Source organism: Cellulomonas denverensis, from assembly GCF_012396125.1.
Classification (GTDB): Bacteria; Actinomycetota; Actinomycetes; order Actinomycetales; family Cellulomonadaceae; genus Cellulomonas; species Cellulomonas denverensis.
Window position 1 is genome coordinate 444937 of the sequence record NZ_JAAXOX010000001.1, and the last position, 12127, is coordinate 457063.

Annotated in this window: 11 protein-coding genes; 4 read left to right on the top strand and 7 right to left on the bottom strand. The window is 73.5% G+C overall.

The genetic code is table 11. The annotated features are described in order from the left end of the window. Positions 1-31 precede the first annotated feature (31 nt). The gene (locus HGA03_RS01980; RefSeq protein ID WP_203767642.1) at positions 32-967 is read left to right on the top strand and encodes an HhH-GPD family protein; all 936 of its coding nucleotides are present in this window, start codon (positions 32-34) and stop codon (positions 965-967) included. Between the two features lie 11 nt (positions 968-978). Here the strand turns inward: HGA03_RS01980 and HGA03_RS01985 are convergent, their stop codons facing one another. The 3 genes from HGA03_RS01985 to HGA03_RS01995 form a co-directional block, all read right to left on the bottom strand. Then, entirely contained in the window at positions 979-1488 is a 510-nt protein-coding gene (locus HGA03_RS01985; RefSeq protein WP_168628521.1) for a hypothetical protein, read from the bottom strand. Positions 1489-1492: 4 nt separating this feature from the next. Beyond that, positions 1493-2035, bottom strand: a complete 543-nt coding sequence (locus HGA03_RS01990; RefSeq protein WP_239073702.1) for an amino-acid N-acetyltransferase — start codon at positions 2033-2035, stop codon at positions 1493-1495. Between the two features lie 75 nt (positions 2036-2110). After that, on the bottom strand, positions 2111-3061 hold the full coding sequence (locus HGA03_RS01995; protein ID WP_168628522.1) for a sugar-binding transcriptional regulator: 951 nt from the start codon (positions 3059-3061) through the stop codon (positions 2111-2113). A gap of 153 nt (positions 3062-3214) precedes the next feature. On the opposite strand from HGA03_RS01995, the gene HGA03_RS02000 reads away from it, so the two are divergent. From HGA03_RS02000 to glpK, 3 genes are all read left to right on the top strand, one after another. Further along, positions 3215-5035, top strand: coding sequence for a glycerol-3-phosphate dehydrogenase/oxidase (locus HGA03_RS02000; RefSeq protein ID WP_168628523.1), 1821 nt, complete (start codon positions 3215-3217; stop codon positions 5033-5035). 118 nt (positions 5036-5153) lie between these two features. Further along, positions 5154-5885 (top strand): MIP/aquaporin family protein, encoded by a 732-nt coding sequence (locus HGA03_RS02005; protein WP_203767646.1) that lies wholly within the window; start codon positions 5154-5156, stop codon positions 5883-5885. 120 nt (positions 5886-6005) lie between these two features. Continuing rightward, complete coding sequence (glpK, locus tag HGA03_RS02010) at positions 6006-7526, top strand: glycerol kinase GlpK (protein WP_168628524.1); 1521 nt, start codon at positions 6006-6008, stop codon at positions 7524-7526. A gap of 56 nt (positions 7527-7582) precedes the next feature. Here glpK and HGA03_RS02015 read toward each other — a convergent pair whose 3' ends face one another. From HGA03_RS02015 to mgtE, 4 genes are all read right to left on the bottom strand, one after another. After that, positions 7583-8683, bottom strand: a complete 1101-nt coding sequence (locus HGA03_RS02015; protein WP_168628525.1) for a sugar kinase — start codon at positions 8681-8683, stop codon at positions 7583-7585. A 94-nt stretch (positions 8684-8777) separates the two neighbouring features. Further along, a complete protein-coding gene (eda, locus tag HGA03_RS02020) occupies positions 8778-9431 on the bottom strand; it encodes a bifunctional 4-hydroxy-2-oxoglutarate aldolase/2-dehydro-3-deoxy-phosphogluconate aldolase (RefSeq protein WP_239073703.1) in 654 nt (217 codons plus the stop codon). A gap of 113 nt (positions 9432-9544) precedes the next feature. Continuing rightward, positions 9545-10354 (bottom strand): IclR family transcriptional regulator, encoded by an 810-nt coding sequence (locus tag HGA03_RS02025; protein WP_239073704.1) that lies wholly within the window; start codon positions 10352-10354, stop codon positions 9545-9547. Positions 10355-10389: 35 nt separating this feature from the next. Then, positions 10390-11796, bottom strand: coding sequence for a magnesium transporter (gene mgtE / locus HGA03_RS02030; RefSeq protein WP_168628526.1), 1407 nt, complete (start codon positions 11794-11796; stop codon positions 10390-10392). Between the last annotated feature and the right edge of the window lie 331 nt (positions 11797-12127).

Below are 12127 nucleotides of genomic sequence, written 5' to 3' on the forward strand. Positions count from 1 at the left end.
CTGCGGCAAGCCACTCGACCTGCGTGTGAGTATGTCCCCCGTGCCCGCCGTCCCCACCCCCACCACTCCGGTGCCCGCCGAGGAGACCGCGGAGGTCCGGCAGCTGGTCGACGACTGGTTCGCCAGCCACGCACGCGATCTGCCCTGGCGTTCACCCGACCGCACCCCCTACGGCGTGCTGGTCAGCGAGGTGATGCTGCAGCAGACCCCGGTGGTCCGGGTCGAACCGGCCTGGCGCGCCTGGATGACCCGCTGGCCCACCCCCGCCGACCTGGCCACCGCGGCACCCGCCGACGTGCTGCGCGCCTGGGACCGGCTCGGCTACCCGCGCCGGGCGCTGCGGCTGCGTGAGTGCGCCCGAGCGGTGGTCGAGCGGCACGACGGTGAGTTGCCCACCGACGAGGCTGCCCTGCGCGCACTGCCCGGGATCGGCGAGTACACCGCCGCCGCGATCCGGGCGTTCGCCTTCGGGCTGCGCTCCACCGTGCTGGACACCAACGTCCGCCGGGTGATCGCCCGGGTCGCGGAGGGGATCGCGCTGCCCGCCCCCGCGCTGACCGTCGCCGAGCGCCGGCTGGCCCAGGCATTCGTCCCCGACGACGACCGGTCCGCCGCACGCTGGGCCGCCGGGTCGATGGAACTGGGCGCCCTGGTCTGCACCGCCCGTGCCCCGCGCTGCGACGACTGCCCGGTGCGCGCCCTGTGCGCCTGGCGGGCGGCCGGTTTCCCGGCCGACGCGCATGCCGGACGCCGACGGACCCAGGCCTGGGCCGGCACCGACCGCCAGGTGCGCGGCCGGATCATGGCGTTGCTGCGCGAGGCCCTGGAACCGGTGCCCGCCCACGCGGTCGCCGCGGTCTGGCCGGACGCCGGTCAGCGCGACCGGTGCCTGGCCTCCCTGCTCGCCGACCACCTGGTGGAACAGATCGGCCCCGCCGAGGACCCGCGCTACCGGTTGCCCGGCTGACACCCCGGCGTTCAGTGGTGCGCGGCCAGCTCCAGCCCGACCACCGCGGCGCCCAGGGCGAGCTCGGCGCCGAGCACCACCACCCGCTGCACCACGGTCAGCTTCAGCCGCCGCGCCGCCCACCAGCCGATCACGACCAGGTTGGCCAGCAGCGCCGCCGAGGACGCCCGGAGCGCCGAGTCCACCGACCACCGCCCGGCGGCGGAGACCCCGAGCAGGATCAGCGGCACGATCGCCGGCCCCAGCCCACTGCGGGTGACCCGGAGGAAGTGCCGCAACTCCGACCGGTCCGGCAGCTCCTGGTGCACCACGATGTGCGAGACCAGGTCGGCGACCAGCACCGCCAGCAGCGTGCCGCCCACCGTGATCGCCAGCGTCCGGGCCGCCACCCCCGCGGAGTCGACGTGCCCGCGCATGGCCAGCACCACCGCGAGCGCCGCGAAGGTGACGTAGACCCGTTCCTTCAGGCGCTCGGCCCGGCGATCGAGTTCCTCCGGATCCGGTGCGGGCGCGGTCGTCATCTGGTCAGCGTACGAACGGTTCCCCGCCGGACAACTCGATCAGCATCCGGGTGTTGCCCAGCGTGTTCGGCTTCACCCGCGCCAGGTCCAGGAACTCGGCCACCCCGTCGTCCGGTGAGCGGAGCAGTTCGGCGTAGACCTGTTGGTCGACCGGGGTGCCGTCGATCTCCGACCAGCCGTGCCCGGCGAAGAAGTCCACCTCGAACGTCAGGCAGAACAGCCGCCGCAGTCCCAGCCCGCGCGCCCGCTCGGTCAGCGCGTCCAGCAGCAGGTGCCCCACTCCGCGCTTGCGCCAGTCCCGGGCCACCGCCAGCGTGCGGATCTCGGCCAGGTCCTCCCACATCACGTGCAGCGCCCCGCACCCGATCAGGCTGCCGTCCGGGGCCTCGGCGACCAGGAACTCCTGCACCGCCTCGTAGTAGCCCACCCACTCCTTGGCGAGCAGGATCCGCTCGTCGGCATAGGGCTGGACCAAGCCGCCGATCGCCCGGACGTCGGCGGGCAGGGCGGGCCGGATCCGGATCGGCAGCTCATCGCGAGAGGTCACCCGGTCAACCTACGACTCCACCCCGCACCCCGCCCCGCCCGGACCGCCCACCGAGACTGCTCCGCCCCCGACCCGCTACACCAGCTCCAGCAGCCGGGCCGCGGTCCGTTCGTCCACCACCAGGTCCGTCACCGTGCCGGCCCGCAGCGCGGCGAGCAGCGGGACCGCCTTGGTGTCGCCGGCCACCGCGCACAGCCGGCGCGGGATCCGGCGCAGCTGTTCGGGGGTCGGGCCGGTGGCGCGGGCGTTGAGCGGCACGTCCTGCCAGGTGCCGTCGGCGCGCAGGAACACCGTGCACACGTCGCCGACCACGCCCTGGTCGTGCAGCAGGTCGACGTCGTCGGCGTCCAGGTACCCGGCGGAGTACACGTGTGAGGGCAGGGTGCCGGAGACCGAGCCGACCGAGAACAGCGCGATGTCGGCCCGGGCCTGCTCGTCCAGCACCCGGCGCACCGAACGTTCCCGCCACATCGCCTGCTTGCTCTCCGGGTAGTCGAAGAAGGCCGGCACCGGGAAGTGGTGCACCGCGGCCCCGTAGGCGGCGCCGAAGGAGGCGATCAGGTCGCTGGCGTACTCGATGCCGGAGGTCCGGGTGTTCGCTGCCCCGTTGAGCTGCACCACCACCGACCCACGGGTGGGTTTGGGCTGCAGGCGGCGGGAGATCGCGGCCAGCGTGGTGCCCCAGGCGACGCCGAGGATCATGTCCGAGTCGAACCAGCTGGCGAGCAGCCGGGCGGCGGTGCGGGCGACCTGGTCGAGCCGGTCGATCTCCTCGGCGGAGTCCGGCACCGGCACCACATAGGTCTCGATGCCGAAGGCGGCGGAGATGGTGCGCCCGAGTCCGGGGGCGCGGGTACTGGACGGTCGCAGCGTGATCTCGACCAGCCCGCTCTCGCGCGCCTGCTTCAGCAATCGGGACACCGTGGAGCGGGAGGTGCCGAGGTGCCGGGCGATGACCTCCATCTTCACGTCCTGGAGGTAGTACATCGACGCTGCCCGCAGTACGTCCTGGTCGCGGTCGGCCATTCACCCTCCTTGGTGTCTGCACGTTCGTGCACAGCGGTTGCGCGTCTGTTCGCTGGCCCCGACGATAGCTGCAGGCAGGACCGAAGTCCCACCCGGCACCGGCCGCGACCGGGCGGGACGAGCGGCCGACGGCGACGCATCGGAGAGACACCCATGAGGACGGCAGCACTGACCCCCCAGCTCCGGCAGGACGCCCTGGCGACCCTGCGCTCCACCACGGAGGGAGGTCCCGAGCTCGACGTCCTGGTCATCGGCGGTGGCGTCACCGGTGCCGGCATCGCGCTGGACGCGGTCACCCGTGGCCTGTCCACCGCGGTGATCGACGCCCAGGACTGGGCCTCGGGCACCTCCAGCCGATCCAGCAAGCTGGTGCACGGCGGCCTGCGCTACCTGCAGATGCTGGACTTCCACCTGGTCCGGGAGGCGCTGACCGAGCGCGACCTGCTGATCAACACCCTGGCCCCGCACCTGGTCAAGCCGGTGTCCTTCCTCTACCCGCTGGAGCACCGGGTCTGGGAGCGGGCCTACGTCGGTGCCGGTGTGGCGCTGTACGACACGCTGGCCAGCGTCTCCGGCCGCGAGCGCGCGATGCCGATCCACCGGCACCTGTCCCGCAAGGGCATGGAGAAGCTGTTCCCCGACCTGCGGCACGACGCGGCGGTCGGCGCGGTCCGGTACTGGGACGCCGCCGTCGACGACGCCCGCCTGGTGTCCACCCTGATCCGCACCGCGGTCAGCTACGGCGCCCACGCGGCATCCCGGACCCAGGTGCTCGGGATGACCACCACCTCCGGCGGTGCGGTCACCGGCGCCGAGCTGGTCGACCTGGAGACCGGCGAGCAGTTCACCGTCCGGGCCCGGCACGTCATCAACGCGACCGGCGTGTGGACCGAGCAGACCGAGTCGCTGGCCGGCACCGAGGGCGGCCTGCGGGTGCTGGCGTCCAAGGGCATCCACATCGTCGTCCCCCGGGACCGGATCGCCGGGAACACCGGCCTGATCCTGCAGACCGAGAAGTCGGTGCTGTTCGTGATCCCGTGGTCCCGGTACTGGGTGATCGGCACCACCGACACCCCGTGGGAGCAGGAGCTGACCCACCCGGTGGCCACCTCGGCCGACATCGACTACGTGATCGACCACGCGAATGCGGTGCTCGCCCGGCCGCTGACCCGCGAGGACGTGATCGGCACCTGGGCCGGCCTGCGACCGCTGCTGCAGCCGGGCACCAAGGAGGGCACCTCCTCGGCCAAGGTCTCCCGCGAGCACACCGTCGCCTCGCCGACCCCGGGCCTGACCGTGATCGCCGGCGGCAAGCTCACCACCTACCGGGTGATGGCCAAGGACGCGGTCGACTTCGCGATCGGGTCCCGGGCGACCAGCCTGCCGTCGATCACCGACCGGGTGCCGCTGATCGGCGCCGAGGGCCTGGAGGTCGTGCAGCGCCAGTCCCGGGACACCGCGCAGCGCTACGGCTGGGACCGCGGCCGGATGGACCACCTGCTGCACCGCTACGGTTCGCTGATCCACGAGCTGATCGACCTGATCGAGGCCGAGCCGGCGCTGGCCGAGCCGCTGAAGAACGCCCCCGCCTACATCGGGGCCGAGGTCGTCTACGCCGCCACCCACGAGGGCGTGCTGCACCTGGACGACGTGATGATGCACCGCACCCGCCTGAACTACGAGCAGGCGGACAAGGGTGTGGGCGCCCTGGAGGAGATCGCCGACCTGATCGGTCCGCGACTCGGCTGGGACGCCGCCACCCGGGAGAAGGAGATCGCGGCCTACCGGTCGCGGGCCGAGGCGGAGTTCGCCGCCGCCGAGGCACCGGACGACGTGGCCGCGGAGGTCGCCCGGCTCCAGGCGGAGGACCTGTCCCCGATGCTCCCGCTGCCCGGGGGCGACCGGGTGGAGGCCGGGACCAAGCCCGGTTCCACCCCCGACACCCCTGCCGCAGCGGGTCCGGCGGGGACATGATCTGACTGTTCCACCACGGTCGCCCGGCCGTGCCGGAGCGCGGGACCCGGTCCCGTGACCCGGAAACCCCTGTGAGACAACGACGTCCAGAAAGAGGTCGACTGTGGAGTCCATCTCGATGGGAGAGGTGTTCCTCTCCGAGTTCCTCGGTACCGCGGTGCTGCTGCTCCTCGGTGCCGGTGTGGTGGCGAACGTGGTGCTGCCCAAGACCAAGGGCAACGCCGGCGGTTGGCTGCTGATCAACTTCGGCTGGGGCCTCGCGGTCTTCGCCGGTGTGTACGTGGCCTTCAAGACCGGCGCCCACCTCAACCCCGCGGTCACGCTGGGTATCTGGGCGGCCGGCAAGGACGAGTTCGCCCCGGGTGTCGAGGTGAGCGCCGCCAACGGCTTCATCTATATCGCCGCCCAGATGGCCGGTGCCGCGGTCGGTGCCGCCCTCGCCTACCTGGCCTACAAGAAGCACTTCGACGAGGAGGCGGACCCGGCGGACAAGCTGGCCGTGTTCTCCACCGGTCCGGCGGTCCGCTCCTACGGCTGGAACTTCGTCACTGAGGTCCTGGCGACCTTCGTGCTGGTGTTCTGGGTCGTGATCAGCGGCAACACCCCGGCGCAGATCGGCCCGCTCGGTGTGGCCCTGGTCGTGGTCGCGATCGGTGCCAGCCTCGGTGGTCCCACCGGCTACGCGATCAACCCGGCCCGTGACCTCGGTCCCCGCATCGCGCACGCCCTGCTCCCGATCAAGGGCAAGGGTTCCTCCGACTGGTCCTACGCCTGGGTGCCGGTGGCCGGCCCCGCCGTCGGTGGTCTGCTCGGCGGTCTGCTCGCCCAGGCCCTCGGCTGGGTGTTCTGACCCGTTCTCCCTCGCGCGTGGGCCGGGCCGCCGATCCGGTCGCCCGGCCCACGTGCCGACCCGCACCTGAGCGGGCGGCGCCCCCCTGCGCTGCCCCGCACCCTCAACGAAGGAAGTGACATGTCCGACAAGTTCGTCATGGCCATCGACCAGGGCACCACCTCGTCCCGGGCGATCATCTTCGATCACTCCGGCCAGATCGTGTCGGTCGGCCAGACCGAGCACCAGCAGATCTTCCCCCGTGCCGGGTGGGTCGAGCACGACCCGAACGAGATCTGGACCAACGTGCGCGAGGTCGTCGGCCTGGCGCTGTCCCGCGCGAACAAGACCTACACCGACCTGGCCGCGATCGGCATCACCAACCAGCGCGAGACCGCGGTGGTCTGGGACCGCACCACCGGTCAGCCGGTCTACAACGCGATCGTCTGGCAGGACACCCGGACCCAGAAGATCTGCGACGACCTGGCCGCGCTGGGTGGCGGCGCCGAGCGGTACAAGGAGCGCACCGGCCTGCCGCTGGCGACCTACTTCTCCGGCCCGAAGATCCGCTGGATCCTGGACAACGTCGAGGGCGCCCGGGAGAAGGCCGAGCGCGGCGAGCTGGCCTTCGGCAACACCGACTCCTGGGTGCTGTGGAACATGACCGGCGGTGTCGAGGGCGGCATCCACGTCACCGACGTCACCAACGCCTCGCGCACCCTGCTGATGAACGTCGACTCGCTCACCTGGAACGAGGAGATCGCCGCCGAGATGGGCATCCCGCTGTCGATGCTCCCGGAGATCCGCTCCTCCTCCGAGGTCTACGGCGAGGGCCGCAAGGGCGGTCTGGTGCCGGGCGTCCCGATCGCCGGCATCCTGGGCGACCAGCAGGCGGCCACCTTCGGCCAGGCCTGCTTCGAGGTCGGCAACGCCAAGAACACCTACGGCACCGGCAACTTCATGCTGCTGAACACCGGCACCGAGCCGGTCGCCTCCAAGAACGGCCTGCTCACCACGGTCGCCTACAAGATCGGCGACGCCCCGCAGGTGTACGCGCTGGAGGGCTCGATCGCGGTCACCGGCTCCCTGGTGCAGTGGCTGCGCGACAACCTGGGCATGTTCATGGACGCCCCGGACATCGAGTACCTGGCCAGCAAGGTCGACGACAACGGTGGCGCGTACTTCGTCCCGGCGTTCTCCGGCCTGTTCGCCCCGTACTGGCGCTCGGACGCCCGCGGCGCGCTGGTCGGCCTGACCCGGTTCGTCAACCGCAACCACATCGCCCGGGCGGCGCTGGAGGCCACCGCGTTCCAGACCCGCGAGGTGATGGACGCGATGAACGCCGACTCCGGGGTCGCGCTCACCGAGCTCAAGGTGGACGGCGGCATGACCGCCAACGACCTGCTGATGCAGTTCCAGGCGGACATCCTCGACGTGCCGGTGATCAAGCCGAAGGTCGCCGAGACCACCGCCCTGGGTGCCGCCTACGCCGCGGGCATCGCGGTCGGCTACTGGAACGGCGAGCAGGACGTGATCGACAACTGGGCCGAGGACAAGCGCTGGGAGTCCAAGATCGACGCCTCCGAGCGCGACCGGCAGTACCGGCTGTGGAAGAAGGCCGTCACCAAGACCTTCGACTGGGTCGACGACGACGTGAAGTGATCCACCGCTGACGCGGAAGGGCCCGGCGATGATCGCCGGGCCTTTCTGCGTGCCGGTCAGCGGTCGACGCGCGCGCCACCACCGCCGGCGAGCTTGAGCACCTCTGCACGGGTCGCCATCGAGGTGTCGCCGGGCGTGGTCATCGCCAGCGCACCGTGCGCGGCCCCCCACTCGACCGCGGTGGCCAGCGGCTCGCCGTCCAGCAGCCCGGCGATCAGCCCGGAAGCGAAGGAGTCGCCACCGCCGACCCGGTCCAGGATCTCCAGCCCGTCCCGGTGGGTGGCTCGCACCAGCCCGGAGTCCGCGGACCAGGCGATCGCCCCCCAGTCGTTCACGGTGGCGGTCCGGACCGTGCGCAGGGTGGTCGCGATCACGCCGAAGTTCGGGTACTCCGCCGCCACCCGGTCGATCATCCGGGCGAAGCCGGCCACATCCAGCTCGGCCAGGTCGGCATCCACCCCCTCGACCTCGAAGCCGAGCGCGGCGGTGAAGTCCTCCTCGTTGCCGATCATCACGTCCACGTGCCGGGCGATCTCCCGGTTGACCTGCTGCGCCCGGGCGGTGCCGCCGGTCGCCCGCCAGAGACTGGGCCGGTAGTTCAGGTCGTAGGACACGATCGTGCCGTGCCGCTTGGCGGCGGTGACCGCGGCGATCACGGTGTCGGCGGCGGTCGCGGACAGCGCGGCGTAGATGCCGCCGGTGTGCAGCCACCGCACGCCCAGGTCGCCGAACAGGTGGTCCCAGTCGACGTCGTCCGGCGCGAGCTGCGAGGCGGCGGTGTGCCCGCGATCGCTCACCCCCACCGCCCCGCGCACCCCGAAGCCGCGCTCGGTGAAGTTCAGGCCGTTGCGGACCTGACGACCGATCCCGTCATAGGGCAGCCAGCGCAGGAAGGACGTGTCCACGCCGCCGGTCAGGATCAGGTCCTCGACCAGCCGGCCGACCTCGTTGTCCGCCAGTGCGGTGACGATGCCGGTGCGCAGGCCGAATGCCCGGCGCAGGCCACGGGCCACGTTGTACTCGCCGCCACCCTCCCAGGCGCGGAACTGCCGGGCGGTGCGGATGCGGCCCTCACCGGGGTCGAGGCGGAGCATCACCTCGCCGAGCGAGACGGCGTCGTACCGGCACTCGGCTGCGGGACGGATCGACAGGGGCATGGGGTGCGCTCCTTCGGGGCGGGGGTGGCGGGGTGGCGTGAGGCCGGGGGGCGGCTGGAGGTCCGAGGCAGGGGCGACGGGGTGGCGCGGCAGGTCAAGGGCGCAGGCGGGTGGCGAGCGCGACCGCGTCGGCGATCAGGGTGCGCACCCCGGCGAGGTCGCCCGCCCGCACCCGGTCGCGGGGCACCATCCACGAGCCGCCGACCGCGGCGACGCACGGCAGCGCGAGGTACTGGTCGAGGTTGCCCGGGCCCACGCCGCCGGTCGGCACGAACCGGACCCCGCCGAACGGTGCCGCCAGCGCCGCGATCGCCGCGCTGCCGCCGGACGTGCCGGCCGGGAAGAACTTCACCGTGTCCAGGCCGAGTTCGAGCGCGGCCTGGACCTCGGTCGCGGTGACCGCACCGGGCAGCACCGGCACGCCGTGCTCCTGCGCCCGCTCCACCACGGCGCGCGAGGTCCCCGGCGACACGAGGTACTGCGCACCCGCGGCCACGGCGGCGTCGACCTGCGCGGGGGTGATCACGGTGCCCGCGCCGACCAGCACGTCGCCGCCGCGGTCCGCGATCGCGCGGATGGCATCGGCCGCCGCCGCGGTGCGGAACGTGACCTCGGCGACCGGCAGACCGCCCGCGACCAGCGCGTCGGCGAGCGGACCCGCGTCGCGCGCCTCGTCGAGGACCACCACGGGCACCAGCCGGTGCGCCGCGAGCCGGTCGAGCACGTCCGCCATGTCGAACTCCCTCATCTCACGTTTCGCTGTGCGCAACGCGCGCTGCGCTCTGCGCACCGATGGTGACACAGGAGGGTGTGCGGCGGCAACGGTGGTGGTGGCGGGGCTGGTGGCGCGCGTACGCCAGATCAGGCCGTGGGCAGCGCCAGGCCCGGCGGCAGCAGCGGGGGCACGACCGCGCAGACCCGGGCGTGCACCTCGGCCCGGCGCTCCGCCGTCATCCGGTCGGCCGGGGCCGTGACGCTGAGCGCCGCGACCGGGCGCGATCCGCGGAGCAGCGGCACCCCGAGGCAGGCGATGCCGGGCTCGTTCTCCTCGACCTCGACGGCGTAGCCACGACGGCGGGCGGCGGCCAGCTCCTCCGCCACGTGCGCGACGTCGATCCGGCCGGCGGGCTGCACCGCCCCGACGTACCCGTCCAGCGCCGCCGCCGGGGTGTCGCCGAACGCGAGCATCGCCCGGCCGAGCGCGGTAGTGGCGGCCCAGTTCCGCCGGCCGACCGCGGACCACACCCGCACCGGCCGCTCGGGTTCGACCTTGTCCAGGTACACCACCTGGGCGCCGCTCAGGACACCGAGGTGCACCAGCTCGTCGGTCGCGGCACACAGCGCGACCAGGGCGCCGTGCAGCCGCGCGGGCAGGTCGTCCTCGGCGAAGTACCGGTCGGCGAGCCCCACGGCGGCCGGGCCGAGGCCGTAGCGCCCGGTGGCCGGGTCCTGCGCCACGTAGTCGCGGTGCCGGAGCGCGGCGAGCGAGCGGTGCACGGTGGTCTTGTGCACGCCGAGCGCGGCGGACAGGTCGGCCAGGCTCACACCGGCCGGCCCCGCGGCGGCGACGGCCTCCAGGGTGCGCAGCGCACGGTCGACGCTCTCCACCGGCGACGCCACCGGTCCGCTCGCCGTGCCCGCTGCACCCCCGCCGCTCGTCTGCTCCACCACGGCGCCCACCCTACGGGCGCCGTGGCGGACGGCGCTCAGCCCCCGAGCGCCGTGATGAACCACCGGGCCACGGTGAAGTAGATGATCAACCCGGTGCCGTCGACCAGCGTCGTGATCAGCGGCCCCGACCCGACCGCCGGGTCCAGCCCCACCTTGCGCAGCAGCAGCGGCAGCAGCGACGCGATCATCGACGCCCACAGGATGATCGCCCCGGCCGCCACGGCGACGGTCAGCGCGACCTCTCCCCCGACGCCCATCGTCCAGGCACGCAGCCAGCCGACCGCCGCGATCGTCACGCACACCAGGAACCCGGTGGTGACCTCCTTGCGCACCACCCGGCCCGCATCGCGCAGCCGGACGCTGCCGGTGGCCATCGCCCGGATCACGGTGGCGGTGATCTGGGTGCCCGCGTTGCCGCCCGCGCCGATCAGCAGCGGGACGAACAGGGTCAGGGCGATCACGGTCTCCAGCTCGTCCTCGTAGTACTGCAGGACGCTGCTGGTGATGGTCGCGGTCACGAACAGCACCAGCAGCCAGACGATCCGCTTGCGCCACAGCAGCAGCGGCGAGGCCCGCAGGTACGGCACGTCCATCGGCGCGGCACCACCCTGGCGCACCGCGTCCTCGGTGGCCTCCTCCTCGACGATGTCCGCGACGTCGTCGCCGGTGAGCACGCCGAGCAGCTGCCCGTCGGCCACCACGGGGAGCGCGGCCAGGCGGTGGTCCTGCAGCAGCCGGGCGGCGCGCTCCTGGTCGGCGGTGGGCTCGACGGTGACCACGTCCTCCCGCATCAGGTCGGCGACCAGCAGCTCGGGCGCCGCCAGCACCAGGTCGCGGAACGTGACGAGGCCGAGCAGTGCCGGGCCACCCTCGGCCGCGGGGTCGCTGGTCACCCAGACCTCACCGGCGTCGGCGGTCCGGTCGGGCTGGGCGCGCAGCTCGTCCACGGCCTCGCGGACCGTCATGGTCGGGCGGACGGTCGCGACCTCGGGGTTCATCCGGGCCGCGGCGGAGTCGTCCGGCCAGGCCAACAGCCCGCGCACCACGGCGGAACGCACCACCCGCATCGCACCGAGCACGTCGGCGCGCTCGGCGTCGGGCAGGGCGCGCAGCAGCTCGGCGGCCTCGTCCGGGTCCAGGCTGTCAACCAGCCCTGCCGCGACCGGCACGGACACCACGTGCAGCACCTCGGCGGCGGCGTGCGGGTCCAGCGTGCCGAGCAGCTCGTCGGCGGTCGCGGGGTCGAGCAGGCCGACCAGGGAGCGGACCTGGGCGTCGGACAGGTCGGCGAGATCGTCGGCGCGGCGCCGGGGGTCGGGGGTCTGCTCCAGCCAGACCTCGACGGCGCGGCGGGTGCCGATAGCGACGACGTCGTGCAGGTCCAGCGGCGTCGGCGGCTGCGCGGCCGGGCGGCGGGCGAGGGCGGGGGTGTGGCGGGTCATGACGCGCTCCTTCGGGGGCGGCCGCGGCCGGGCGTCCCGCGGGCGCACCCCGGGCACGGTCCGCGCGCTCAGGTCCCGGGGCGCACGCCGGAGGGCGCACGACCCGGCGGGACCGGGCGGTCACGGGGCCGGGGCGCGGCACCGTCGGCGGCGCGGGACACCTCACACGGAGGCGGCACACGCCGGGGCGGCACGGCACGACCGGCCATCGCGACCACGACGGGCGCGGTGGGCTCGGGATGCTCGGCGACGCGGCGACCGGGGGCGGCACGCGGGAGTGCGGGCCGGACGGTCGGGGCGCCGGACGGGCGGGACGTCACGGCGCGGGGCG

Bases quoted from the DNA above. Each gene is read 5' to 3' on its own strand.
- HGA03_RS01980 (WP_203767642.1), top strand. From the start codon at position 32: ATGTCCCCCGTGCCCGCCGTCCCCACCCCCACCACTCCGGTGCCCGCC.
- HGA03_RS01985 (WP_168628521.1), bottom strand. From the start codon at position 1,488: ATGACGACCGCGCCCGCACCGGATCCGGAGGAACTCGATCGCCGGGCC.
- HGA03_RS01995 (WP_168628522.1), bottom strand. From the start codon at position 3,061: ATGGCCGACCGCGACCAGGACGTACTGCGGGCAGCGTCGATGTACTAC.
- HGA03_RS02000 (WP_168628523.1), top strand. From the start codon at position 3,215: ATGAGGACGGCAGCACTGACCCCCCAGCTCCGGCAGGACGCCCTGGCG.
- HGA03_RS02005 (WP_203767646.1), top strand. From the start codon at position 5,154: ATGGGAGAGGTGTTCCTCTCCGAGTTCCTCGGTACCGCGGTGCTGCTG.
- glpK (WP_168628524.1), top strand. From the start codon at position 6,006: ATGTCCGACAAGTTCGTCATGGCCATCGACCAGGGCACCACCTCGTCC.
- HGA03_RS02015 (WP_168628525.1), bottom strand. From the start codon at position 8,683: ATGCCCCTGTCGATCCGTCCCGCAGCCGAGTGCCGGTACGACGCCGTC.
- eda (WP_239073703.1), bottom strand. From the start codon at position 9,431: ATGAGGGAGTTCGACATGGCGGACGTGCTCGACCGGCTCGCGGCGCAC.
- mgtE (WP_168628526.1), bottom strand. From the start codon at position 11,796: ATGACCCGCCACACCCCCGCCCTCGCCCGCCGCCCGGCCGCGCAGCCG.